The organism is Brevibacillus sp. 7WMA2, from assembly GCF_010748895.1.
GTDB lineage: Bacteria > Bacillota > Bacilli > Brevibacillales > Brevibacillaceae > Brevibacillus_B > Brevibacillus_B halotolerans.
Genome location: NZ_CP048799.1, coordinates 4,854,269 through 4,879,927 on the forward strand (window position 1 = coordinate 4,854,269; position 25,659 = coordinate 4,879,927).

General features: G+C 40.3%; 25 protein-coding genes. 18 read left to right on the plus strand and 7 right to left on the minus strand.

Annotated features, from left to right (window positions below; all coding sequences use genetic code 11):
• Window positions 1-31: 31 nt before the first annotated feature.
• A complete protein-coding gene (locus tag GOP56_RS20935; protein WP_003339057.1) occupies window positions 32-235 on the plus strand; it encodes an aspartyl-phosphate phosphatase Spo0E family protein in 204 nt (67 codons plus the stop codon).
• Window positions 236-367: 132 nt separating this feature from the next.
• Window positions 368-1,129: a hypothetical protein gene (locus GOP56_RS20940; RefSeq protein ID WP_163246533.1), complete on the plus strand. Its 762-nt coding sequence runs from the start codon at window positions 368-370 to the stop codon at window positions 1,127-1,129.
• Between the two features lie 52 nt (window positions 1,130-1,181).
• Here GOP56_RS20940 and GOP56_RS20945 read toward each other — a convergent pair whose 3' ends face one another.
• A complete protein-coding gene (locus tag GOP56_RS20945) occupies window positions 1,182-1,565 on the minus strand; it encodes a hypothetical protein (RefSeq protein ID WP_003339056.1) in 384 nt (127 codons plus the stop codon).
• Between the two features lie 155 nt (window positions 1,566-1,720).
• On the opposite strand from GOP56_RS20945, the gene GOP56_RS20950 reads away from it, so the two are divergent.
• Window positions 1,721-2,662 carry an alpha/beta fold hydrolase gene (locus GOP56_RS20950; RefSeq protein WP_163246534.1) on the plus strand — a complete coding sequence of 314 codons (942 nt, stop codon included), beginning with the start codon at window positions 1,721-1,723 and terminating at the stop codon, window positions 2,660-2,662.
• A 93-nt stretch (window positions 2,663-2,755) separates the two neighbouring features.
• Here GOP56_RS20950 and GOP56_RS20955 read toward each other — a convergent pair whose 3' ends face one another.
• Complete coding sequence (locus GOP56_RS20955) at window positions 2,756-3,712, minus strand: DMT family transporter (protein WP_163246535.1); 957 nt, start codon at window positions 3,710-3,712, stop codon at window positions 2,756-2,758.
• Window positions 3,713-3,853: 141 nt separating this feature from the next.
• Here GOP56_RS20955 and GOP56_RS20960 point away from each other — a divergent pair, with 141 nt between their 5' ends.
• The 3 genes from GOP56_RS20960 (at window position 3,854) to GOP56_RS20970 (ending at window position 7,685) form a co-directional block, all read left to right on the plus strand.
• On the plus strand, window positions 3,854-4,720 hold the full coding sequence (locus tag GOP56_RS20960) for a LysR family transcriptional regulator (RefSeq protein ID WP_003339052.1): 867 nt from the start codon (window positions 3,854-3,856) through the stop codon (window positions 4,718-4,720).
• 877 nt (window positions 4,721-5,597) lie between these two features.
• Entirely contained in the window at window positions 5,598-7,043 is a 1,446-nt protein-coding gene (gene cls, locus GOP56_RS20965; protein ID WP_163246536.1) for a cardiolipin synthase, read from the plus strand.
• A gap of 105 nt (window positions 7,044-7,148) precedes the next feature.
• Window positions 7,149-7,685, plus strand: a complete 537-nt coding sequence (locus GOP56_RS20970) for a hypothetical protein (RefSeq protein WP_163246537.1) — start codon at window positions 7,149-7,151, stop codon at window positions 7,683-7,685.
• A gap of 88 nt (window positions 7,686-7,773) precedes the next feature.
• Here GOP56_RS20970 and GOP56_RS20975 read toward each other — a convergent pair whose 3' ends face one another.
• Window positions 7,774-8,883: an acyltransferase gene (locus tag GOP56_RS20975; RefSeq protein ID WP_163246538.1), complete on the minus strand. Its 1,110-nt coding sequence runs from the start codon at window positions 8,881-8,883 to the stop codon at window positions 7,774-7,776.
• Window positions 8,884-9,195: 312 nt separating this feature from the next.
• Here GOP56_RS20975 and GOP56_RS20980 point away from each other — a divergent pair, with 312 nt between their 5' ends.
• Window positions 9,196-10,215: a 2-oxoacid:acceptor oxidoreductase family protein gene (locus GOP56_RS20980; protein WP_121473547.1), complete on the plus strand. Its 1,020-nt coding sequence runs from the start codon at window positions 9,196-9,198 to the stop codon at window positions 10,213-10,215.
• A gap of 17 nt (window positions 10,216-10,232) precedes the next feature.
• Window positions 10,233-12,527, plus strand: coding sequence for a thiamine pyrophosphate-dependent enzyme (locus GOP56_RS20985; protein WP_022584512.1), 2,295 nt, complete (start codon window positions 10,233-10,235; stop codon window positions 12,525-12,527).
• Window positions 12,528-12,984: 457 nt separating this feature from the next.
• Here GOP56_RS20985 and GOP56_RS20990 read toward each other — a convergent pair whose 3' ends face one another.
• Window positions 12,985-13,566 carry a biotin transporter BioY gene (locus GOP56_RS20990; protein WP_003335137.1) on the minus strand — a complete coding sequence of 194 codons (582 nt, stop codon included), beginning with the start codon at window positions 13,564-13,566 and terminating at the stop codon, window positions 12,985-12,987.
• Window positions 13,567-13,806: 240 nt separating this feature from the next.
• Between GOP56_RS20990 and GOP56_RS20995 the strand changes: the two genes are divergently transcribed.
• Window positions 13,807-14,778, plus strand: a complete 972-nt coding sequence (locus GOP56_RS20995) for a nucleoside hydrolase (protein ID WP_163246539.1) — start codon at window positions 13,807-13,809, stop codon at window positions 14,776-14,778.
• Window positions 14,779-14,781: 3 nt separating this feature from the next.
• The gene (locus GOP56_RS21000) at window positions 14,782-15,729 is read left to right on the plus strand and encodes a nucleoside hydrolase (protein WP_022584508.1); all 948 of its coding nucleotides are present in this window, start codon (window positions 14,782-14,784) and stop codon (window positions 15,727-15,729) included.
• Window positions 15,730-15,803: 74 nt separating this feature from the next.
• On the opposite strand, the gene GOP56_RS21005 is transcribed toward GOP56_RS21000, so the two are convergent.
• Window positions 15,804-16,673, minus strand: coding sequence for a DUF2087 domain-containing protein (locus GOP56_RS21005; protein ID WP_163246540.1), 870 nt, complete (start codon window positions 16,671-16,673; stop codon window positions 15,804-15,806).
• 258 nt (window positions 16,674-16,931) lie between these two features.
• Here GOP56_RS21005 and GOP56_RS21010 point away from each other — a divergent pair, with 258 nt between their 5' ends.
• The 6 genes from GOP56_RS21010 (at window position 16,932) to GOP56_RS21030 (ending at window position 21,296) form a co-directional block, all read left to right on the plus strand.
• Window positions 16,932-17,270, plus strand: a complete 339-nt coding sequence (locus GOP56_RS21010; RefSeq protein ID WP_003339041.1) for a hypothetical protein — start codon at window positions 16,932-16,934, stop codon at window positions 17,268-17,270.
• Between the two features lie 616 nt (window positions 17,271-17,886).
• Window positions 17,887-18,852: an ABC transporter substrate-binding protein gene (locus GOP56_RS21015; RefSeq protein WP_254068495.1), complete on the plus strand. Its 966-nt coding sequence runs from the start codon at window positions 17,887-17,889 to the stop codon at window positions 18,850-18,852.
• Window positions 18,853-19,717: 865 nt separating this feature from the next.
• Window positions 19,718-20,065, plus strand: a complete 348-nt coding sequence (locus tag GOP56_RS21020) for an RNA polymerase sigma factor (protein WP_254068497.1) — start codon at window positions 19,718-19,720, stop codon at window positions 20,063-20,065.
• Window positions 20,011-20,247 (plus strand): helix-turn-helix domain-containing protein, encoded by a 237-nt coding sequence (locus tag GOP56_RS21025; protein ID WP_050816460.1) that lies wholly within the window; start codon window positions 20,011-20,013, stop codon window positions 20,245-20,247. Before GOP56_RS21020 ends, GOP56_RS21025 begins: the two co-directional genes overlap by 55 nt.
• 1 nt (window position 20,248) lies before the next feature.
• The gene (locus GOP56_RS23510; protein ID WP_003339036.1) at window positions 20,249-20,419 is read left to right on the plus strand and encodes a hypothetical protein; all 171 of its coding nucleotides are present in this window, start codon (window positions 20,249-20,251) and stop codon (window positions 20,417-20,419) included.
• 340 nt (window positions 20,420-20,759) lie between these two features.
• A complete protein-coding gene (locus GOP56_RS21030; RefSeq protein ID WP_163246541.1) occupies window positions 20,760-21,296 on the plus strand; it encodes a C39 family peptidase in 537 nt (178 codons plus the stop codon).
• Between the two features lie 33 nt (window positions 21,297-21,329).
• Here GOP56_RS21030 and GOP56_RS21035 read toward each other — a convergent pair whose 3' ends face one another.
• Window positions 21,330-22,172: a leucine-rich repeat domain-containing protein gene (locus GOP56_RS21035; RefSeq protein ID WP_163246542.1), complete on the minus strand. Its 843-nt coding sequence runs from the start codon at window positions 22,170-22,172 to the stop codon at window positions 21,330-21,332.
• Window positions 22,173-22,659: 487 nt separating this feature from the next.
• Between GOP56_RS21035 and GOP56_RS21040 the strand changes: the two genes are divergently transcribed.
• Window positions 22,660-23,211: a hypothetical protein gene (locus GOP56_RS21040; protein WP_163246543.1), complete on the plus strand. Its 552-nt coding sequence runs from the start codon at window positions 22,660-22,662 to the stop codon at window positions 23,209-23,211.
• Window positions 23,212-23,245: 34 nt separating this feature from the next.
• Here GOP56_RS21040 and GOP56_RS21045 read toward each other — a convergent pair whose 3' ends face one another.
• Window positions 23,246-23,776 (minus strand): glucosaminidase domain-containing protein, encoded by a 531-nt coding sequence (locus GOP56_RS21045; RefSeq protein ID WP_163246544.1) that lies wholly within the window; start codon window positions 23,774-23,776, stop codon window positions 23,246-23,248.
• 1,428 nt (window positions 23,777-25,204) lie between these two features.
• On the opposite strand from GOP56_RS21045, the gene GOP56_RS21050 reads away from it, so the two are divergent.
• Window positions 25,205-25,504 carry a hypothetical protein gene (locus GOP56_RS21050; protein WP_163246545.1) on the plus strand — a complete coding sequence of 100 codons (300 nt, stop codon included), beginning with the start codon at window positions 25,205-25,207 and terminating at the stop codon, window positions 25,502-25,504.
• Window positions 25,505-25,659: the final 155 nt, after the last annotated feature.

Sequence of the window (25,659 nt, forward strand, 5' to 3'; positions counted from 1 at the left end):
GAAAGGTTTGTGAGATAAGGTGAGCGGAATATTGAAGCATGCCCCTCCCATCAAAGACATGGTCATCACATTGCAACAACAACTGGTTGTTCTAGTTCAAGAGAAAGGTAGTTTTTCTCATCCAACGGTTGTGGCTTTAAGCAAGGAACTGGATGAATACGTGCTCCAACTACAAAGTCAACGCTTTCAGCAGTATAAGAAGAGTAGACAAATGGAAGAGAGAGAGCACTGTTGATCCTGTCCATGAAAAAATCAAAGCTGACATATCGTATATTTTTGCTGATAATTCCACATTCCTAACTAAGAACCCAGATGATGGGATTGTTTTAAAGACCATTACTGATTCTTAGAGAGGATGTTTTTGTTTATGCTATATAAAGCTTCCTGGGGTTTGATATTTACTGCTACTGCGTTCCTTTTTAGCACAAGCTCTGCTGATGCAACGCAAGAAATGCTACCATCTAGTACGATTTATTCTATAGCTGCCCCTGTCCCCCTTCCTACTGAGATCATGCATCGAAATCACTTCATAGATAACTCTGCACTGCAATCCCTATTACACCTATCTAGAGAGCAATTGCTTACTGAATTAAACAAAGGAAAAAGTTTGGCTGACATAGCTAATAGTCGCGGTGTCGATAAAGCAAAGGTGATCCAACTACTTAAAATGCAACACATGGCCAAGCTCGATGAAGCAGTAAAGAATGGCCGCATGACGAAGGAACGTGCTGAGAAAGTAAAAGAACATGCTACGAAAAGAGCGACTCGCCTTGTAGAAGGTACCTTTCGTGATGAGAAGAGAAAGCATATCAGGAGAGGAAAGCTAGCACCGTGGGAGAATCAGGAGCTTCTTACGTTGCTAAAAATGGATAGGGAGCAATTGAAATTAACTTGGATAAGCGGAAAATCTCTAAATGAGATTGCCCAAAGCCAAGGAGTTTCTACGCAGGCAGTGGCAGCTCTTTTACAAAAAGCATATATGGAGCGTATTGAGAAAGCTGTAGAGGATGGGCATCTTTCTCAGGAAAAGGCAGATGAAATAAAGCTCAAGGTTAGCGGCAAGATCGAAAAGATACTAAATAAAAAATGGAAAGATAAGAATGGACTTCAGCATGAGGGAACAAAGTAACATCAAAAAGAGAGGACAATTGTCTCTCTCTTTTTCTGCTTTATAGACAAGGCTAATGATAAGTAGAGTAGGATTTGGTTATAAGAGATGCACAGCGACAGTTGCGACATAGCGGGGGATAAGGATGCATTTTTCTTGCTGCTAGGGAGTCTAATAAGTGGTATCTACGACAATGAAGGCAGGGCTTTACACCTTTGGTAACCGTTTGTTCCCCCCAGGCTAACACTTGTGATGAAAAGGGGAGAAAATGTAATGATTGATAATGAAAAGCAGGCCCTGACGGATCGATCCAACGAACGATTTGTCCGTTTTCCCACAATGATAAATAGGAGTGATCCTCGTAAGGCTCGATAGTAATTTGGTAGCGATTTCCCTGCCAGATTTGTGGATGGGTCTTCACAAGCGGATCATCCCAGACAAATTGAAAATGTGCCATGGCGGAGTGCTCCTTTTTCATCGTTTTGCTTTTCAGTATGGTCAAAATATTAGCCGATCATAACAGCTTATTGCCTTCACCTTATTTAATTTCGCTTACCTTAAAAACCTGATACACTAATTGGAGTGAGGCAGATACAGGAAGGAAGATCAGTTATGAGATCAAGGACCTTTACCTTTACGGATAAACAGGGCTTTACTCTTTTCGTTTATCATTGGTCTCCTGACAATCAGGAAGAAGTGAAGGGAGTCGTGCAAATTGCTCATGGCATGACAGAAACAGCCAAACGATATGAACGTTTTGCTAGATTTTTAACAGATGCAGGCTATGTGGTGTATGCAAATGATCATCGCGGACATGGTAAAACAGCAGGTAGTATCGAGAAATTGGGCTATGTGGGACACGATGGATTTGTATGGATGGTCAATAATATGGCTCAGCTTAGTCAGATCATTCGTGATGAACAACCGAATCAGCCCTTATTTTTGTTTGCTCACAGTATGGGTTCATTCTTAGGCCAAAAATATATGTATGAATTTTCACAGTTGATAGACGGAATTATTTTATCAGGCAGTAATGGCAGTCGCGGAGTAGAATTACTTGCGGGATTAGGGGTTACCCATCTCATTACAGCTATGCGTGGGGATCAATACCGCAGTAGATGGATCGATTCCTTAGCCTTTGGTAGCTTTAATCGTCATATTCAGTCACCGCGTACACAGTTTGATTGGCTGAGCAGAGATCCGATTGAAGTGGATAAATTTATTGACGATCCATACTGTGGCGGGGTATCGACTACCAGCTTTTATCGCGACTTTTTTAAAATGCTACGCGAGATTCAACAAAAGCCATACCTGCAACGAATACCGAAAGACCTGCCTGTCTTCATTATTGCAGGTGATCAGGACCCAGTAGGAATGCGAGGCAAAGGAGTTCGCAAGCTTGTAGAAAGGTATGAGGAGCTACAATTGCAGCAAATGTCTTATAAATTATACCAAGAAGGTAGACATGAGCTGTTAAATGACATAAATCGAAAGGAAGTCATGCAGGATTGCTTAGAATGGCTCAATAAACAGGTGGAGCGTACTCGTGGTTAAACAGTTACTAGGTTATTCCTTTTTGGTTATACACAAATCCCCTCGATTGTCTTTTGCCGTCTTAGCAAAGCATTCGAGGGGAATTTTTTAGATTTATTTTACTACTGATGCGCGTGTAGGCACTAGCTCTTTTGCTTGCTTACGTTGATACATGTTGTTACATACTAAGGCTATAATGATTAGCATTGTGCCACCTACATCATAAATAGTCATGTTATAGCCTTGCATAACGGAAATGATAAATGTGGTAACAGGTACAAAGTTGATAAATAAGGTTCCGTTAATTGGTGATAACAGCTTAATTCCAGCGTTCCAACTAATCAAAGCAACCACACCAGCAAAAATAATCATAAAAGCAAATTCATTGCTAGCAGCTAGGATTGAACTCATAGTAGGCACATGTATAAAATGTAATCCAGTTAGAGATAGAACCACTACTACCGAAGTGAAGGTGCCCAGAACGCAGCTTAATGTGGAATAGCGTAAAACGGACCAGGTAGTAAAGTGATTGCCTCCAATTGTGTAGATTACCCATCCTAGCACTCCGATGAAGATAAGGAGGACAGCGAAAATACTGCTTCCACCAACTAAAAAGGCTTTTACATCTCCTTTTGTAATTACCATAAATACCCCTACTAAAGCTACTGCGATGCAACCAATCGTAAACGGTTTTGGTTTATTTGATTTATAAATCCATAGAACCAATACAGACAGCATTGGCATCAATGCTTCCATGACGGAGGCCAGAATGACTCCTGAGGTCCCTAATTGATTTTGTCCCCAAAATACTAATAGATTGTAGCCGGTGAAAGCCATTGTCCCAAAAAACCACAAGGACCATCCACGACCTTCCAAACGTAAGGCTTTTAAACCCTCTTTCCAGACTAATAAACCAAGTAAAATGAGGGAAACAACAGAATAGCGAATAACAGAGAAATAAAATGGATCAATAAATTCAAATGCACTTTCTGCAACTGGAAACATAGCCCCCCAAGCTACACTTGCTACTAAGCAAAGGAAGGCTCCCCTCATGATGTTGTCTGTCTTCATTTTCTCTCTACCTTTCTCTCTCTAAAAAATCTTACGTTGAACATCATATGTCGAAAACACTATCATGTAAAATGATTGAAATTGATATTAGCTATCACTATAATTGATATCAAATGTAAGGTGTAGAAAGAGGAAGAGAGAATGGAAATAAGCGATCTACGTATTTTTCAAATAGTAGCCGAGGAAGGTAGTGTGAGCCAGGCCGCTAAACGCTTAAATTATGTTCAATCAAACGTAACGGCTCGGATTCAGCAGCTAGAAAAGGAACTAGGAACATCGCTGTTTCATCGACACCGTCGAGGCGTGACGATAAATGAAGACGGGCGTAAGCTGCTAGGCTATACCCAAAAAATGCTGGCGTTAATGGAAGAAATGCAGCAGTCCTTTCAAACCAGCGAGGACCCATCTGGGCCATTGCTGATTGGCTCGGTTGAAACCGTTTCGGCGCTGCCTATCATCTTGTCGTCTTATCACAAAAAGTTCCCGCGGGTCGATTTATCTTTAGTGTCAGGAGTTACACAGCATCTAGTAAGTGATGTACTGCAATATCAGTTAGATGGGGCTTTTGTAAGTGGACCTATACAGCATCCAGATATTGTACAGGAGCATGTCATGGAGGAAGAGCTTGTGTTAGTGGCTGGAAAAGGCATTCTTACATTAGAGGAATGTAAAAGCAGGCCGCTCCTCGTATTCCGATCAGGCTGCGGGTATCGGGCGAGATTGACTCAGTGGTTATCAACACAGGGGATCACGCCTACCAAAATAATGGAGTTTGGCACGTTGGAAACGATCTTAGCAGTAGTAGAGTCAGGGCTTGGCGTTTCACTTGTACCAAAATCAACGGTGTTGCGATTACATTCGGAAGGAAACATCCGTCATTTTACATTACCTGAGGGATATAATCAGGTAACAACAGTATTCATCCGCAGAAAAGACTCCTTTCTGACAAATACCATGCGCTGTTTTTTACAGCAAATTGATCAGTTTCATGAACAACATCGGGAATAAATCTCCCTAATCTCCCTGCATAAAAAAAAATAACGTATGGCGAACGTTATTTGTGAGAAGAAATGCAAAATTTTATTTTGACAGAATTGCAACCTATGGCAAATTATATAAGGAAATCAGATAAAAACAATAAAAAAACGTAATAATTAAGAATAGCTTTATGTTATTAAGGTTATTTTAAGGTTTAAACCACAATTTGATATTTCTAGTAGAAATTTGATTTTTTCCATATATAAACGGATGCATGTTCATTCATCTAGCTAATAAATCTATGCTTTCGACTAGGCCTAATTTCGTTGTTAAGAAGCACAGTTGAAAGATAACTGGGTAGAAATAAATTTAGGCCTTTGACTCAGCATATCTGTCTGTATCGAAGCTCATACCTTTTGCATTGTATGTTAGTGGGGATATTGTTTAAGTTTTGGAAGTGTCTAGGAGATTATCATCTTCTCCACCGTTCCCCAAAACTACAAGTAGAGGTGATCAAGTTATGTCATCATGTCACAGACGAAGAAGACGCAGACGCAGATGTGTCAGTAACAGAGATGTTCGGAGAGCGAGAAGAAATATCCGTCGCGCAAAACGATTCCTAAGACGCGCTCTTCGCGACTTGAGAAGAAGACGTAGAAAACACAGAAGACATCATAGACATCATCGTAAACACCATAGACACCACCGTAGACACCACAGACACCACAGAAGAAGACGTCGTTGTAAAATTGTCTGCTAGAAGGTTGTGAGAGGCGCTCATGAATGGGCGCTTCTTTTTTCCATACATGCTGGAAAAGGAAGGACATGATAAAATAGAATCATACATAAACCCTTATATGAGGTAGAACATAAAGGAATGTAAGAGTCAGCGGGGTGTTAACTATACATGGGGCCCATCAGCCAAATTTATCTCGGTTTATCTGTCATTAACATTTTCCTAGCGATGGCACTCATCTTTTTGGAGCGACGCAATGCTACGGCTACCTGGGCTTGGATTTTGGTTCTATTTTTTATTCCTGGTTTAGGCTTTTTCATATACGTGATTTTGGGCCGCAATTTAAGTGGGCGTAAATTGTATCGGATCAACCAGCGAGAAAATAAAACCCTTAATGATATGGTCAGATGGCAAAAACAGAAGCTTCAGCAGGATAAGCTTGTTTATCAGGATGCCTCGGTGGAGACTTATCGTGATTTCGTTTATATGAATGTGACTACCAATAAGACGTTACTTACCCAAGACAATGAAGTAGAGATATACACAAGCGGTAAGGAAAAGTTTGAAGCTTTATTTGCCAGCTTGGAGCAGGCGACAAATCACATTCATTTGCAGTACTATATCTTTCGTCAGGATGCGCTAGGAGCTCGATTAGTTGATCTCCTAGTAAAAAAAGCAAAACAAGGAGTAAAAGTCCGAGTATTATATGATGATATTGGCTCGCTTGGCATCAAAAAGAATTTTTTTGATGAATTAAAGCAGGCAGGGGGCGAAGTGGCGGTCTTTTTCTCTTCCCCTATCCCTTATCTTAATTTCCGTTTGAATTATCGTAATCACCGAAAAATCGCCGTTGTTGATGGTAAAATTGGCTTTGTTGGTGGTTTTAATGTAGGGAATGAGTATCTTGGCCTAGATCAAGTGCTAGGCGATTGGCGCGACACGCACCTTCGAATAGAGGGATTGGCAGTCTCGTCGTTACAAATCACTTTTTTGCTTGACTGGAATCTGGCATCAGGTCAAAACATTCTTTACACAGAGGAGCATTTTCCGAGATGGAGGGGGTCTGGACAGGTTGCACTACAAGTAGTCACAAGTGGCCCTACTTCCAGATATCAGCGTATTCAATACAATTATTTAAAAATGATTCATTCTGCGAAAAAGAGTCTATACCTGCAAACACCGTATTTTGTACCAGATGAAAGCTTATTAAACGATTTGAAGATCGCTGTACTTTCGGGTATTGATGTAAGGATTATGATTCCGAAACGCTCAGATAATCGATTGGTTCAGTGGGCATCTTCTTCATACATAGGTGAGTTATTAGGGGCAGGAGCGCGTTGTTATCTTTATGAAAAGGGATTTTTGCATGCAAAAACAATGATGGTGGACGGCAGTTTAGCAACTGTCGGTACAGCTAACTTGGATATTCGCAGTCTCAAGCTAAACTTTGAAGTGAACGCAATTATTTACGACAGTCAAACCTCAAGAAAACTGGAGGAAATCTTTTTACAGGATATTTCTCATTGCACGGAGCTGACGCTAGAAGAATACAACAACCGTCCACGTCTACTCCGTTTTCAGGAGTCGATTGCACGGTTATTATCTCCTATTTTATAGGCTAATGTATGGGCGTGTCACCTGATTAAAGGGGACACGCCCTGTGTATAAAATTGGAAAAAATAATCTGGAATTGATAAAATATAGGCATAGGAGGTGATGTTAATGGGGCGTTTCAGAATTACAGGTATGCTTGTAATGATGATGTTTTTGCTCGTTCAAGGCTGTTCAACCCCTAGTTCGACTTCCACAATGGAGCAGCAGGCCTTGGAAATCGCTATGAATTTTAAGAAAGGACAGTATGAGGTTGGAGATTTCAAGACTGAAAAAGATGTACAAAAGATGAATGTGACTGAGCTTGCAGCAATGAACGACGCGGTCAAACCCTATCTAACTGAAAAAGCCTTTGAATCGCATGTAAAGAACCGTGAACAGTTGCTTAGCTATGATGTTGCCAGAGGGAGGCAAGCTAACATCAAGCTCAAGAAGCTGACTATGGAGAAAGCCGCCGAGGAAATGGACAAAATAACCTACCATTATAACATGGAGCTGGAATTAGCTTATGCTGACGGTAAGCAGAATAAAGTCATAACAACGAATGGACAGATGGATTTGGTAAAAGAGGGCGAGCAATGGAAAATAGCTCGGGATTATGATGCAAATCCGCTGATTGAGGAATACAATGCAATTCATAATCCATGATGGTAAGAGGAAAATACAAAGATGCTTGGAAATGACTCAAGGAAGTTATTTCAAGCATCTTTTTTTGTATCGAAAGCGATGTGTACATTTAGGTTGTTTGGTTGGGTGTATGAGTTACATTTGCCGCTATGCCTTTCGCTCGCCTTTTGGGAGGAACTCCGCCCAAAAGATGTATCCAAGAAAAGCGGGACAAGAGATAGGTAATTAGCAAAGTGACTATGACCGTAATCAAATACTGATTTACAATCCCAAGGTTCCCTTTCCACATAAACTCAAGCTTATTTGTCACAGCTAATGAGGATAAATAGGAGAGCAACAAGGGATGCAACAGAAAGATCAAAAAGGATTGCTCTGAAATCCAATTAAAGATAGAGTGAAGCGGATTTTTTTTCTGATAAAACAAACGTCCCATATGATAAAAAAGGAAAAAGCAAATGAAGCAGTACAAAATGATGCTAGGCTTATTAGATAGGGTATAGGTACGCGACCATATTGTATCCATCACAACCAGGCCAAATGTAAGGGCCCAAGCCAGAAGCAGCCATAAGGTTTTCCCTTTGAGCCAGTTTTCCCAGTGTTCTCTGCATTGGGCTAAAAACATGCCGGCCGTGAAAAAGAAAATCCAGACTGGGATAGGAATGCTATAGGACCACCATAATTTTGGCAGGAGAAACCCAACCTTATCATGCTGCGAGAGGTAAATCAGCGATTGTATGCCTACTGTCAGGATAAAGCTAACGATTAGCATGCTGTTAGGTGAGCGATAATACCAGGAGCGCAGCCATGGATACAACAAATAAAATTGAAAGACAATTAACATGAAGTACAGATGGACATAGCCTTTTCCTTGCCATAATGATTTGAATAAATAATCGATCCACATGAAATAATTCTGATTATGAAGCAACCCACTTTGGGTATACAGCGCATAGATGATTGTCCATAAGAGGTAAGGAATAATCAGTCTTTTCATACGCTTTTTCATGGATGGTCGTTGGTGAAGCTGAAGCTTGCGATCCTGATAAAAAAGAAAGAATCCCGATAAAAGCATGAACATGGGGACAGCAAAGCGTGATAATTGATTCCAAATAAAAGCGAAATCAGTTCGAGTAACAAAATGCGATGTCACATGGATGGCAATGACGCCCAGCACGCACAAGACTCGAATAAAATCGTATTCTCTTAAACGATTCTCCACAATAGTTTTCCTCTTTCATAAATGTCATACTTTTCTATTTTACATAACTTCCCTATTACAATTCAATATCTACCTTATGGAAATAGAAGCTGGAAAAGACGGATTAATTCCTAGATGTAAAAGGAAAGGGAGCATAACTTTTTTCTGTGTGATGTTTTTCACAATATTTCTTAGCAATACAACTTAAAATGACGAAAGATAGAAAGATAAAAAACAGTATTGACTAACACAATTTCTAAACCGGCATTAGATCAGGTAAGACAAGGTAATGATATAGGGATGTTACATAGGGATAATGGGAGGGTGTAAAAATTGAATGCACAAACAAGGCTGACAAAGATGAATGAGTTAGGCTTATACGAAATTCGTTTAGAATCAATCGGGGGACTGGGGGCAAATTTAGCTGGTAAAATGCTCGCAGAAGCTGGCGTTATTCATCTGGGGCTGAATGGCTCCAACTTTTCTTCCTACGGGTCAGAGAAAAAAGGGTCCCCCGTAAAAGCTTTCGTCCGTTTTGCCAATCCTGAAACAAAATTACGTGCCACTTCCCCTATCGATGAGCCGCATGTAGTGGGTGTATTTCATGAAGCAATGCTATCAACACAGAATTGTACGGCTGGCCTAGGATCAGACGGTATTCTGATCGTGAATACGACGAAAACGCCTGAAGAAATCAAAGAACGAACAGGGCTACTCGCGGGAACCATTCTATGTGTAGACGCTTTAGGGATTTCTTTGCGTGAAAAAACACGTATTAATACAGCGATGATGGGCGCCTTATGCCGAGTTGTAGATTTTCTACGTCCAGAGTCTGTCAGACAGATTATTCGTGAAACATTCGAAACCAAGTATCCTAAGCTAGTTGAGTCTAATCTACGCACATTTGATGCAGGGTATGCGGAAGGGACTCTCACAACATTTGCGGCAACAAATATGGAAGAAGGAAAATCCTCTATTCAAAGAAGCACGGGGACGGTGCTTGGCTATCTAACACAGCCGATCGGGGGCGTGATTACAAATCCAGGTAACTCGGTGTTAAAGGATCTGAGTACCTCTCGTCAAGGCTATCTACCGCATTTTAACGAAGAGACATGTATTCACTGTGCAGCCTGTGAAATGCACTGTCCCGATTTCTGTTTTGTATGGGAAGAGGGCGAAGATAAACGCGGTCGTACTCAGCAGTTTTTACGTGGTATCGATTATCAATATTGTAAGGGCTGTATGAAGTGCGTGGAGGTTTGTCCAACTGGATCGCTTACTCGTGAACGAGAAGAAGAACAATATGCACGTGAGCATGCCGTTAAACATTCATTTGCAATGGTAAGAGCGTAAAGGGAGGAGCTAGGGACATGAGTGTAAATACAACAACGTCACCAGAACAAAAACCCACAGCCTGTGTAGCGGAGACTGTTGATTTCAGGTCGGGTAATGAAATGGCAGCAAAAGCAGCAGCTCAGATCAATTATCATGTAATGGGGTATTTTCCGATTACTCCGTCAACAGAAATTGCTGAATATCTAGATGAGATGAAAGCAAATGGAGAGCATGATATCGTCATGATACCAGCAGATGGTGAGCATGGATCGGCTGGGATTTGCTATGGAGCTTCTACGGCAGGCGGACGCGTATTCAATGCCACTTCAGCAAATGGATTATTGTATATGCTGGAGCAGTTGCCCGTTCAATCCGGTACCCGTTTCCCGATGGTCTTAAATCTAGTAACACGAGCAGTGTCAGGACCATTGGATATACGGGGAGATCACTCTGATTTATACTATGCACTTAATACAGGCTGGCCGATTCTCTTAGCCAAGGACCCGCAAGCCGTTTATGATATGAATCTATTTGCTCTACGTGTAGCCGAGCATCAAGATGTTCGTTTACCCGTAATTGTAGCCTCGGACGGCTTTTTTACCTCACACCAGAAGCGGCGCGTGCAGTATTTTACAAATCGAGACGATGTTTCCCAGTTTGTCGGGGAAAATACGGTCTATGTTGACTCCACTGATGTGAAAAACCCGACTACCATCGGTCCATATATGAACGATCCTGATTATATCAATAACAAATACCAGCAGTCACAAGCCATGTACGAGGCGGAGCAGGTGTTCCTTGATGTGGCTAAGGAGTTTGAGGAGCTAACGGGCAGACGCTATGGCTTGCTGGATGAATATAGAATGGAAGATGCAGAGGTAGCTTTGTTTTTGCTAAACTCCGCGTCTGATACCGCCCGCGATGTAGTAGATAGCTTACGGGAAAAAGGAATCAAAGCAGGTGTGGTATCTCCAAATATCATCCGTCCTTTTCCGAAAAAAGCTGTGCAGGAAGCATTGCGTCATGTAAAAGTGGTGCTAGTAGGGGAGCGGGCGGATTCCTATGGAGCACATGGCGGGAATATAAGTCATGAAATTAAAGCCGCTATGCTGGATGCTAAGGCTGATACGACTATCCTAACGCGGATTTATGGTTTGGGAGGTAAAGACTTTTATGCTTCAGATGCAGAAGCCTTCTTTACACTATGCTTACAAAAATTACAGGGAGAAAAAGTAGCTTCTTTTGACTACCATGGCATTACTCCTGGAGATGAACAAGCTCGTCCAACACGCGTGCTTGAACCATTGACGAAAGAGCAAACCAGTGGCTTTATTACAGTTACTCAAGATGAAGAGAGCGGTGACTTGAAAGTAAAAGTACCACCAATGCGCATGCTGACCAAAAAAGCGAAGCGTATCGCCCCAGGACACGGTGCCTGCCCAGGCTGTGGAATTTTTTCTGGATTAGAAATGTTCTTTAAAGGAATTGAGGGTGACATTGTCGTTCTCTTCCATACAGGCTGTGCGATGGTTGTAACGACAGGTTATCCATATTCTGCTCATAAGGTTAATTATATTCATAACCTATTCCAAAATGGTTCTGCCACACTCTCAGGTGTCGTGGAGATGTTCTGGGAACGCATACGCCGAGGGGAAATTGAGGTAGATCAGAGCAACGTAACCTTCATCATGATTTCTGGTGACGGTGGTATGGACATTGGAATGGGACCTGCAATTGGAACAGCATTACGCAATCATAAGCTAATCATCTTGGAATATGATAACGAAGGCTACATGAATACAGGATCGCAAATGTCGTACTCCACGCCAATGGGGCATATGACATCTACCTCCAATCTTGGAGAAGGGCGACAAGGGAAGGCGTTCCACCATAAAGATACGGTACAAATCATGGCGGCAACCAACATTCCTTATGTTTTTACAGGAACAGAGGCTTTTCCACAGGATTTAATTAAAAAGGCGGCAAAAGCACAATGGTATGCACAGCATGTCGGTACGGTTTACGGCAAAATCTTAATTAGCTGTCCTCTCAACTGGAAAGCTCCAGAGGATAAGGGGAAATCTATCGTGGAAACGGCCGTTACTACCTGCTTCTTCCCGTTATATGAAGTAGAGAAGGGTATAACTAAGATCACGTTTAATCCCGAAGAGAAAAACAAACGTGTACCAGTGACAGAATGGCTTCAATTGTTAGGGAAAACGAGACATCTGCTGCGCCCTGAGAATGAATCCTTACTCAAGGAATTTGAAACGGAGATCGAACGTCGCTGGAATATGCTGAAAGCGAAGCACGAGAGTCCTTTTTTATAAAAACCAAATTGAATTGTTTTGGAAAAAACCCATCTCTGGTTGAAGCTTGAGATGGGTTTTTATACGATTTTTTTGAGAATAGAAAGATAATATAGTAGCTATTTCTTGTTCTAAATTTACATGTGTTCATTCATTTCTAATATGTACTTCGTAAGGTTTTTACAGATATTTTTTATAACCAGCAACCACTACTTCTGTAAGGTTTATACCTTTGATGTTCTCATTAATAAATTCATCATAATCAGTTAGATCTGTAATGGGTTCCACAATATCCCATTGGCTTTATCAGAGTTGATTAAAAGAGACACGGAAGTAATCCAAAAGCACGAGGAGAATTATTTGTTTGAAAAAAATATCCAAGTCATTAAAGAAAAAACAAGGCAACCTCTAAAAATATCAGGTAGCCTTGTTCGTATTCTTGCCGTTTGCTATTGCTGCTGTAATCTTTTTTCAGTAATTAATTGCTAGACACATGATCTATGGAATGATTTCCTTTTAACATCCCAATCGAAATTAAACGTTTCCGCAGAATAATACCTACGTAAGCAGCCAACACTGCTTTAATAATCCCACCAGCGATGAAGGGAGTAACCCCTGCGGCCATTGCACCAGCCCAGCTTAGATTCAGGACTAGCTTCAGTTGGACTACACCGAAGAGGAAGGTGACTACCATCCCAAGTAGGTTCGCAATCAATGCCATAGGGAAGGTATATTTTGTTTTTTCCAAAAGGTAGCCCATTATAAAGGCAGTAGCAATAAAGCCAAAGATAAAGCCTCCGGTAGGGCCGATCAATACTTGTGGACCACCAGAGAAGCCTGCAAACACTGGTACGCCAATTGCTCCTAGCAAGGCATAGAGTACCATAGATACAGTACCATAGCGACTTCCAAGTACTGTTGCCACTAAGCCTACAGCTAGAGTTTGGCCAGTAATGGGTACGGTTGGCAATGGAATTGTAATCTGTGCAAATACTGCAGTAATCGCAGTAAAAATAGCAATGACCATATAAGTTCGTAAGTTTTCGTTGCGATGTTGCATGAAGCACCTCGATTCTTAATGTAAACAAATAGTATATCTGAGTTTACTAAAATTGTATCAAAAGAATATTTCGCTGTAAATAATGGGATGCGATAAAAGGAAGAGTTTGAAAATTTGAGGAAGCCAGAATGTAAGATGTCTAGCTTGGCATGGTAGGGTAGAAAATATGGTACACTTGAAAGATAATGAGGGTTTATGATCATGAAAAACTAGCTTTTTTCTAACGACAGGAGTGGGACGATGGCAGACCAAAAACGGTTGTTACTAGATGTAGATACCGGCATTGATGACGCACTTGCTATTTTATATGCGTTGCAATCGAAAGAGGCTCGTGTGGAAGGCATTATTACTGGGGCAGGACAGGTTAGCTTGGACCAAGCTACTTATAATACTTTACAGATAATCGAAGCCGGACAAGCAGGATACGAGGTGCCTGTGATAAAAGGAGCCGGTAAGCCATTAATTCGTAAAGAGATTGTCTATGAGCAAAATGACAGTACGAATGGGCTGGGGCATGCTAATTTACCTGAGCCCAAGCAAACGGCCTTGGAAATGTCAGCTAGTGATTTTATCCTTTCGAAAGCGAAAGAATGCGAAAATGAGCTAATTATTGTCACGATGGGGCGCCTCACAAATCTAGCAAATGCGGTTGCCAAGGACCCTTCTCTTGGAAAAAGAATAAAGCAGGTGATCATTGCAGGTGGTGCAATTCGTGTAGCTGGGAATGTAACAGCGGCCGCAGAATTCAATTTCTGGGGAGATCCCGAAGCTGCCTTATTTGTGTTAGAAGCCGATTTGCCTAATACGATCATTGGCTTAGATATAACTCAGCCAACACTGATTACAGCTAGACACCTAGATCAATTACTCCACAAAAAAACAGAACACACAGAACGCGTACTTTCCTTGATAGAAGAGATGGTACGTTTTCAATTTGAGAAATGTGAGGCTGCCGAGCAGTGCCAGCCCTCAATTGCGATGCAAGGCCCGTTAGCGGTTGGTGTGGCACTAGATAGTACCTTAATTCGTACCGAAGAGACTTTTGTTCAAGTGGAATGTAAGGGGGAGGTTTCACGCGGAGCCCTTATCGCCGATTTGCGACAAACAGCGAGCGTTGGACGAAAAGTGCTTACGGGTGTAGAGGCAGACAGTGAGCGTTTCATACAGCATTGGATTACTACCTTAACGATGGATGCGAGCGGGAGGAATTAATCGATGAAATACGTTATTTTAGACGTTGATACAGGAATTGATGACGCGCTTGCGCTTGCGTATGCGATACAATCGCCTGCTTTACACGTTCTAGGCCTAACCACTAGCTTTGGAAATCACGTTGTGGATATCACGACAGAAAATACGCTAAAAGTGCTTGAGATTCTAGGAGCGACAGATATCCCTGTGGCAAAAGGAGCAGGGAAACCATTGCTACGTTCTCCTTTAAAGGCGAATGCTACGCATATACATGGAGAGGACGGTATAGGGAATACCTATTTACCCCAGCCAAAAGCTACGGCAATCGACCAGCATGCTGCTGACTTTATCATTGAGCAAGTTCGTAAATACCCGAAGCAAGTAACGCTTATTACTGTTGCTAGCCAAACCAATTTGGCCTTGGCAATTATGAAGGACCCTGAGATTGTTTCACTCGTAAAGAGAGTTGTCATTATGGGGGGAGCAGTTACAGTTCCCGGAAATGTAACCCCGGTAGCGGAAGCAAATATTTATACGGACCCAGAGGCGGCAGAGCTTGTGTTTCAATCAGGTATACCGATTACCTTAGTCGGGCTGGATGTTACTATGCAAACCCTGCTGACGAAGGAACATACACAAATGTGGAGAGAGTCGGGCACGCCAGTAGGCAAATTCTTAGCATCTTGTAGCGAATTCTATATGGATGCCTATGCTAAAATTAACCCCTACCTCGGAGGATGCGCTTTACACGATCCACTAGCAGTAGGGGTGGTTATTGATCCGTCCTTTGTTCAAGCATCGCCAATGTACGTACAGGTGGACACGGAAGGCTCGGCCTCTATCGGCAGAACCATCGGTGACAGACGAAATCCTCCAAAGCAATCGCCAAATATGGAAGTATGCTTACAAGTAGATGTTAATCGCTTTGTTTCCCATTTCCTCCAGCAGGTGATAACGAAAAACAACATCTAGGAAGATAGGTCTGAAGGAAGGATGCGAATCAAATCTTATTTAATCAGCAGTAGAGCAGGCAGTAGGATCTGCTCCTACTGCTGTTCCTCTGCTGGCGGTTGCGGTGTAAATGGAATGAGCCAGTACGAGCTGCCATCTGCCTTGCGATCCATATAGCCATATTCAATTAGATAGCGGCGTAAGATGGCGTAATCTTCGTAGACGGTTGTAAGTATGGCGTTTACCTCTTTTTCAGTATAGAGTGTATTGCGCTTAAAACGACCTACGATATGATGCAAAATTGCTGCTTTGCGCTTTTCTTTAAGTGGAAATTCCTTTATCCTTCCATCCAATCCATTAGGAAAGTACGTCCGTAAGATTTCTTGATATTCTTCTTCCGTCATAGCAAAACGCTCGTCTTGAAATCGAACAGTAGGTGGAACAGCTAGAAAAGGGCTTTTCGGTTCACGGATTTTTTTCTTGGGTGATGCGGTTTCGACTGAAGAAGCAGAGCCAGTGTTTGATTTTGGGAGAGACTGGTTCGCTTCTCCTAGCAATTCCATGATGGCGAGAAAAATCTTGGCCTGCTTTTCCTTCTCTCTTAACATAAAACGATGATTACGGATAGTGGAATTGCTTCGGCCTGTGCTATTTTGGACAATTTGGGCATCGGTTTGTCCTTCATAAAACTGGGCAAGGAGCTGACGCTGTACGTCGGTTAAACCAGTCACCTTTTTATCCAGTGATAGAAGAAAGTGAAACATTGAGGTATGAGCGTCATGAATATGGTGCTTCATGGCTTTTTTTGCTTCATACCAATTGTCATCAATTGGATAAATAATGCCTTCTTCATAGGTCTGACCACAAACTAGACATGTAAAGCTCTCTTGTTTTTCATTGTAAACATAGCCATTTTTTATTTCTTCCATAGATGATTTCCAAAACAAGTCAGCTAAAATATCCATAGATGAAAACTCCAATCGTTTGTTTATTTATAGACATATTAATATCTCGTTTGATTTTAGTCAAGATTAACGTATAAAAACCCACAAAGGTCGTTGAAGTGCACCCCTTAAAGTAGACATTGGAAAAAGCCCCAAGGTTATCCTATGGGACTGACCCTTGATCACTATGCAACATGCATTGCTCCAGTGGTGGAAGTTGTTGCAAAGTATCTAAAACCAAGGTAGTATCTTGCTTGTCAGTGTTAGGAGGATTTAAAAATGTTTAAACGTAATTCCATCTTCCTTTCAGTCATCTTGTCACTATCGATTTTATCTTCTTCCCTAGTATTAAGTCCTGCAACCATTTCAGCAGCAGATCATGGAGCTATACCGATCAATATTACGAAAGATCAAAAAGGTATTCTTCCTGTAATCTGGGCTATTGCAGCGATAGTAACAGCAGGAGCTACCATTTATACAGTCTATACCGTTCATGAAAGAAATTCTGAAATGGCCGAACGACGTGCTGAAGATTGTAAAGATGCAGGGGGAGTTCCCGAAGTAAAAAATACTTTTCCTGGTATTGGATTTGAAGTCAAATGCAAAATTCCACAATAATCAATAAGAAGAAAAAAATGTTCTACCCTCTGTTGATTATAATCTCAGTTATTGGTTGCTTTGTTTTTTTGTGCTTTCTACATGCTAGAAACTACAAGTTTGCGGAAGTGCAAACACAAGATTGTAAAGAAGCTGGAGGCATTCTAGAGGTAAGAAATACCTGGGGTGGATTAGGATTTGTAATTACATGTAAAACAAAAGATTTAAAATAAATAATACCATTTACCATAGTAGCGGATGCTACATCTTTTTTTATTATCTAAAATCCAAATCAGAAATGATAATCTTACTTATGAAATTGGCCAATGGGGACATGAACAAAAATAACTCTGCTAGTAACATGATAGCGGGGCTCTTTCTCGTCAAGGCTTCCAATTACTCGTCAAAGGATTCGACAAGGATACATGACGAATTATTCTTGGAGGGGATAGCACTGAATTAAGGTGCAAATGTTAATAGAGGGATAGCAAAATTGAAAATATGTCAGATTTTTATCGTGTGAAAAAGGGGATTGCATGGCAGCAAGTTTTCTCGTATGATCTTAGTGATAATAATTATCAATATCATAATGCAACCGAAGCGGTTTTGCAAGCTTCCGAGGAGAGGACATGCTAACATGCGGCAAACACAGAAACGGTGGAACGCCATGCTCCTGATTATGCTAGTGGTCGTCGTTTTGAGCGCCTGCGGCAAGCCCGCAGCAGAGGGCGGAACACAACAAGAAGGAGCAGACAAGCAGGCAACGGAACAAGCCCGCACGATCACGCATATGAAGGGGGAGCGTGTATTTGAGAAAGCGCCGGAGCGCATCGTTGTACTGGATACCCAATATCTCGACCAGTTGACAGCACTTGGTCAACGTGTGGCAGGTAGCGCGGTTGCGACGAATGAAGCAACGCCGTTCCCCGCTTATTTGGTAGACAAAATTGGCGATGTCACGCAGATCGGCTCGAGCAGCGGGGTCAACCTGGAGGCGGTATTGGCGCTCAATCCGGACGTCATCATTTGCACCGAGTTCCAGAACGAGATTTACGACGCTTTGGACAAAATCGCGCCAACGTTGATGTTTGAGCGCAACGAGGACTGGCAAAAAACAATCGTGACGTTGGGGCAATTGCTCCACAAAGAAAATGAAGCCGAACAGGTGATCAACGACTACAACAAGAAGGTCGCTTCCTTGAAGGTCGATCTGGCCAAAAAAATGGGAGACGAGACGGTAGCAATGATTCGTCCGCGTGACAAACAGATCCGGATTCATACGACAGCGCACCGGACGTCGCAGATTTTGTATCAGGATTTGGGGCTGAAGGCGCCGGCGATGGTTCTCGATGATAAAAATACGAGTGCGATGATCAATCTGGAAGTGATGCCGGAATTGAACGCAGACCATCTGTTTGTGTTGACGGACAACCAGTATCAGCAGTTGACCGAGGAGTTTGCGCAGACAGCGGTTTGGAACAGCTTGAAGCCTGTGCAGAACAAACAAGTGTATACGGTCAATACGACGACGTGGATCGTCTATTACGGTCCGCTGGCGATCAACCGGATTGTCGACGAGATTGCAGCATCGCTACTGCCATAAGAGAAGCAAGACGCCGCTCAAACCACGGGAGTGTGGATTGAAACACCATAATTGGGACTGGTGGCCCAAATAACTGTTTATCGCTCCTTACACAGGAGCGCGAATTTTTTGTAAGTCATCACAAATAAGCCTTCCTGTAAATATAGGGAAAGGCTTATTTTGTGTCTATGTAAACCTATGTGATTAACAAAGAAGTAGTTAAACAGGCTAGTACAGTGATTGTATACAATCTTACAGTGGGAAATTGATATAGAACTAGCACTTTCTAAATAAAGAGAGTGCTAGTCTTTGATGTTTTATTTATCAAAAAGTGTTTTTGGTAATATTTTTTTGGTTGGTTTCATTTTGATGAAAAAATATAAAACAATGATACGTTTAGTAAATTTATAAATGAGTAGAAAGAAGGGGGACTTTTGATTATGATATTTTTCCTTATAAGTATGTAGTAGAAACCTGATAGCGCGATAATCGCACTTTCGCGCTTTTTCTTTTACTGGTTATTATACCTTTAGTGTCGCACTCACTTGATTTTCGTCCTAGTATATCTTTACCTTTACTGTAATCGTTTTCGAAATTTCTCTTAATCCAAGTCAAACATTTTAATTCTAATTCCTTTATACGTGTCTCGTAAAACAAGTGCCAAGTATTATCTGATAATTTTGACTTTAATCTATCTAAATTTTTACATAAATATAAAATATTCGGTTGCTTTTTGCTGATGTTTTTCTCCTTGTAAATAGGAACCTAAATCAACTTTTAAAATAGTATTTTGGTCATAATTCCGGTAAGAAATTTGCCCATTCTACTTGAAAAAATGTAAAAAACCTTAGGTTCCTACTTTTGCTTGAAAAACTTTTATTGGTAGGTGGTACTTTTGTCCGACGAACTCATGAAGGAACATTGTAAAAAGATACTTAGACGAATTGCTTGGCGCTTACAATACAACTCTAGAAAGCGCCATATTCGTGAAACCACAATGATTGAACCACAATTTGGCGAAGATACGATGGGAACCGTAGCCTCTCAACTTTATGTACAGCAGTTACTTAGTCAGCTCCCTGAAAAGGCACGCTTTATCATCAAGAGTACCGTAATTGACGGAATGACTGAAGAGGAAGTAGCTAAAAAATTAAATATCACAAGACAAGGAGTAAATAAATGGAAGATAAAATATTTACGGCTACTGGCACAGAAAATGACTCATTCTGCATAATGCTAAAACGTGCCCAATCTGGTGATAACCAGGCTTTAATAGAAATCATTGAATTTCTTGAACCGGACATGGAATATCTCGCGTGCTTTATTAAAATGTCAAGGGAGGATAGTATTCAGGAAATGAAAGTAGCCATGATAGAAGCTATTCGCCAAGGCGATATTTGGCCTGGGAGTACATAGAATGGATTTGATATCTGTTTTATCATCAGTTGTTTGCTTTCTAGCTCTTGTAGTCACATTTAATCATTTGGATCTACAAATACGTATCAAAAACATATTAGACTTAAAGATAAAGGCTGATAAAGAAAATAATGTAGAAGAAAAAAATTCTACAGATCGAATTCCCAAATAAACACACGATAAAAAGGAAGTTATTAGAAATGATGACTGGAAGGAGGCTTTCCAAAGGTATGATAGAAGTTATATTGATCGGGAGTTCTATACTATTAATTGGTGTATTAAAAGGGCAACACGCACTATCAAGACGTATAAAATAATAATGCTGAAGGAAGCGATAGACCTATTTAATCGTAGGTTTGAGAGCTTCCTTTACTCGTTTTTGTACTCTATAAAAAAATATGAGCACTTTGGTTGCTATTTTGCTTCTATTTTTTCCTAGATAAGTGAAAGCGATGAATTGCCGGTCAAAATAAGTCGCTATCAAATACACTTCAAGGTTGGAGGAAAATAAAATGGCAAGAAAAACATTTAATAGGGATCTTGGAATAACGGATTGGAAACAAGCTGAAAAACCATGGGGAAAAGAGTATACTTCATGCGGTCAGACAATGGCAGATGAAGGGTGCATTATTACTTCAGTAGCCATGATTTTTGATAGTTTTGGTGATGATGTAGATCCTTATTCTCTATTAGAGAAATTAAAAAAATCAAGAAACGATTGTGATTTTAATTGGAGCGCTGCTGCAACAAGTTATAAGCATAAATATAAGGGTAAAAAATCTGGAAGTTTTAACAGTATAAAGGCTGATATTTTTGATCTTGTTGTAACTGATAGAGTACCTGTTATGGTGCGTGTTCCTGGTCATACAGTTGTTGTTACTGGATTCAGAGGAACCTTATCAGTTGATACAGATGGGGAGCCTTATTATACTGAGATTGATGCTGATATGTTTTTAGTTAATGATCCTGGTTATAAAAAACATACTACCCTTCAGGATGTCATTGATAAGCGTGGTAAAGTTGAATATTTTAACTATTATTTGGATTAATCTGAAGGCCCCGGTTTAATGGGGCCTTTTCTTTTATACTCCATCGTTAATGTAATTTGCATCTTCTGCTACCTTTACTTTTTTATTCAGAACATTTATATCTTTTAATTTTCTAGGATTTGCTAGCAGAATCGTCAGTTCTGTAAGTCCAGATAATGATTTGACAGATTCTACATTGGTATCTCGAATATCTAAGAATCTAAGCTTTGATAGAGAACTTAATATAGTAATATCCGTTACGGTTGTATTCATAAGTTGTAATCGTTCCAAATGGGAAAACTCTTTTACTGGATCAATTGTATGAAGTGGGTTATTGGAAACATCTAAGAAAATGAGGTTACGTAGTGATTGTATAGGAGAAATATCCTTGATCTTGTTATGTCGGACAGTTAGATACTGTAGTAATTCAAGATGTTTAATGATGCTCAAATCAGATAAGTCCCCTTCTTCTAAGGTAAGGTTATTTAGCTTTGGAGATAAAACAGGTAGCTGGTTTACTTTAAAACCGGTGATGGAAAGAGATTCGAGCTCTTTTAAATCACTCAAAAATAGATAGTCTTTCGCATTTATTTTATTTATGGATAACGATTTAAGTTTTGGAATGTTAGAGAGAAAAGATAAATCAATCTGCTTATCTTGTAGTTCTGGGGGGAGGTCTGATACCCTTAAGTAAAGTTCTTCAACCTTTGAATAGTCCTCTTTTTTTACCTCCTCTATTGGTTTATTAAGCGAATGACTTATAGCCTTTATAACAAAAGAGGGTAGATTCTCCGCTTGATATTGCCCTGTCGTTGACTGATCTATCCCCTTTATATTAGACTGGCAGCCTGTTAAGACACTAAAGGCTAGCAATAAACCGAAATATTTTATCATCATATCCCTCTCTCCTTTTAGTTCCTCTGCATGAACAAATCATTAAAATAAATTAAATTAAAATTACCAAAGATTACCTGTTACCACCCAATATAATACCAAATTTGATTTTTTTTGTAAATCCAATTTAAGTACTTCTCTACAATAGGATCAGCACTCATCATAACGATAGACTCTGCCATAAAAATGGATTACGTAATCCACTTTTTTTATCCATTTCCATTTTTATCTGCCAAGCACTCTTGTGCTTGTCCTTGTCCTTCTGTCTTTTGGCAAGTTGGCCAACAACCTGGACAAAAATCATTCGGTTTTTCGTTCGAAATTCTTCAGGTATTCGCTTTCAGCTCGCTTACTAAACTGATATTTGTGATGTTTATTAGAAAAAAGAGGAATTGATTTCCTTTTATTTCAAAAACATGAAACTTTTATTGGTGTTTACTCGTCAAAGAAATGGGATGAATCGAACTTTGATTGGGAAGGTGTTACGTAAATGAAAAAAATTTTTCTCTCGTTTGTATTGATTGGAATGTTAAGTGGATGTACAGTTCCTACTCAAGGTGAGATACATCAGGGAGGGGCACGGTCTGAGGAAAAACAAACAGATAAATCTACCATTGAAAAACTTGTTATACAAAGAGGACATGACATTTTTGAGTTCACAAAACCCTCGAAAAATATGGGGATTTTAGTAAATGCTATGGATTTATTTCGCCTAACCTATCGAAAAAGTGATGAGAATATAGTAGTGAAAAAAGAACAAGAATTAGGATTCCTTCAAGAAAGACAAGAAGAAGGAACCAGTCAGAACGACTATACGTATATTAGACTTATACAGACTCCCTTTATTCCAGAAGAGGGGGTAAATGCATTTCCTAGAAAAGATATTGTACTTTATATTGATCAACAGTATCCAAACGATGTTTTTATTGGTGTACAAAACCCAAATAAACTGGATGAATGGGAGGTTTATATAGTAAAGAACTATGGTAACTGGCTAAAAAAAGAAATTGATTTATATGTATCCCTACACAAGGGACTTTAAAAAGGAAGCACCTCTTGGTGCTTCCTTTCTTTTTTTATATATCACTTCGTCTACGTAGTGTATCAAGATAGTCTATTACTTCATCATAGTATTGATCGCCACCCCCATATCCAGCATCTGTAATGAATCGAATACATTTTTTTGAATTAGGTTGGTTTGTATTTTTCAGATAATCGATCAACTTAGAATAACGTGCATTGTTTTGAAAGAACTTCCCAAAGGATTTTGCATGAGTACTACGACCAATATAATAAGCCCATCCTTTATCTCCTTTTCCATAATTTCCAGGAGGATTAGAACTACTTACATACTTCATATTTGACCAATTTTGGTTATCTCGTTGCAACTTTTTAGAAGCCCATTCTGACTCTCCTCCCCACATAGCAAGAATCACTTCAACTGGTAAACCATAACAATCATCGCTAGCGTCTTGAGCTACTCGTCTGAAAGCATCAACGAAAGCTTGCACTTTATCATTTGCATTTGTATTTGGATTCAAGTCAACATAAGTATCGCGCACACCGTCGACTTTAACTGATTTAGTTGGAATTGATTTCAATGCCATAAATAATCTCTCCTTTTAGCCCATTAGATAAGACGACTTTTTGACCGGTCATTGTCGCTTTCATCTACTAGGTAAAAAAAAGAGAGGTTTAGCACCCTCGTTACGAAAATTTTTTTAAAAAACTATGTTTGAAAATAAGTATTATGTATAAACGCCCTCTATTTTCCAAGTTTTCTAGGGAGCCATATACCTAGATAATTGGGTTAAGCCTTCACATTACACATTATTATAATCATCACAAAGTATAATTGATCCTGGTCTTAACGTGGCTTTCATGATATTACAATCACTAAAGATGTACCCATCACTATAAAACGTTTTATTCCAAGATCCTTTCTGATCAATTTTGTTTCAAAACAAGCTTTTTTATATTGTTCATTAATCAACATTTGTGATTTTAAGCCTACAAGAGTATGATCTCCCCAAGTTCCATTTTTTCTACTCAGTTCGCTTTTGGGTAAGTTGGCCAATAAACTAGATAGAAAAAGTTCACCTTTTTAAACAATAATATCTAGGAATTAATCAGCTGCACAGTAACAGTTACTCGTCAAAGGATTCGACAAGGATAAATGACGAATTATCCTTTGAGAGGTGATAGCACTGAAATTAAGGTGCAAATGTAAATAGAGGGAGGATAGCAAAACTAAAACTATATTAGTTTCTGATCGTGGTTCGCAATTAATGGATTATGAGACTTTCTACTATGCTATTTTTTCCTGGTACTATCCCTTCCTTACACGGGAGTGTGGATTGAAACTATATGTTTTCCTGCGTGATCGACATTGAGATTGCTCGTTCAAAACAAATAAGCCTTCCAAATAATAGGTAAAGGCTTATTTGTTTTGGCCAACTAAAAATCCCTTGGAATTTTCTAATCAGAATGATGATGAAACATTATTAATTCGCCCCAGAGTAGGGATATCGCTAAAGCGAAAATTGATTGAGAATCATTTTGTGCGTCCGAAACTCTAAATTTTTCAATACTAATGATATGATATCGCTCATTTTTCATCCAAGTTCGCCTTTTGGGGTACCGCCAACCAAATGACATAAAACCCACGCTACGAGATTTTGCAGGTGAAAAAGCCGGTTTTTCCTACGCTAAGGAATTACCGGCTTCTGTGTCTTGGATACGGAGTGGTCGTAACGCATTCTCCCTACGGCTATTCTGCAACCTATTTGGGTATAGTAATGGCATAACCTGAACCACGGCCCGAAGGACGTCGGGTCCCGTTTGAGGGATCTGGAACGGAGTATTATGCTGATCCGCATAATACTCAGAGTCGATAGGGTGTGGAGACGCGAATCACTGGAAATTACCTTGCTCCGGGAAACACGTGTATGGGCGTGTTATGCCGACAACATAAGGGCGGCAGGGGTGATATGATGACAAGTATAAGTAGAATCAATACTGAAGGAGTAAAGACAATGACCATCATCGACTTCGACGACCTCCCTTCTAAAACGTATGTCCAGACACAATACGCGGATCGTGGTGTTGTGTTCCCAGCACAGTTCGGTCCCCTGATTATGGAGTTTACCTGTCCACAGAGACACGTACGCTTCTATGCGACTACCTTATCGAACATCGCACTCAATGGAACCCTACGTGCGCTAAATGCCAGCGGTGTGATCATCGCTCAGGACGGCCCAAAGTTAGTCGCTCCGAAAGAATTTACAAGGGCATTCGAGGTCAATACTCTCTATTTTTATCTGATTTACAAATAAGTTTAGAATACATTTCCAAAAATTTTTACAAAATAGAAGGTAATGAATAAAACTTCAAGTAATTACTTTCCATTTAAATTGCATTCCGTAAGTTGTAGGGCCGATCAGCGAAGTTATTCTGATCAGGGTCATCCCTATTCGGGGTAGTACCAGCG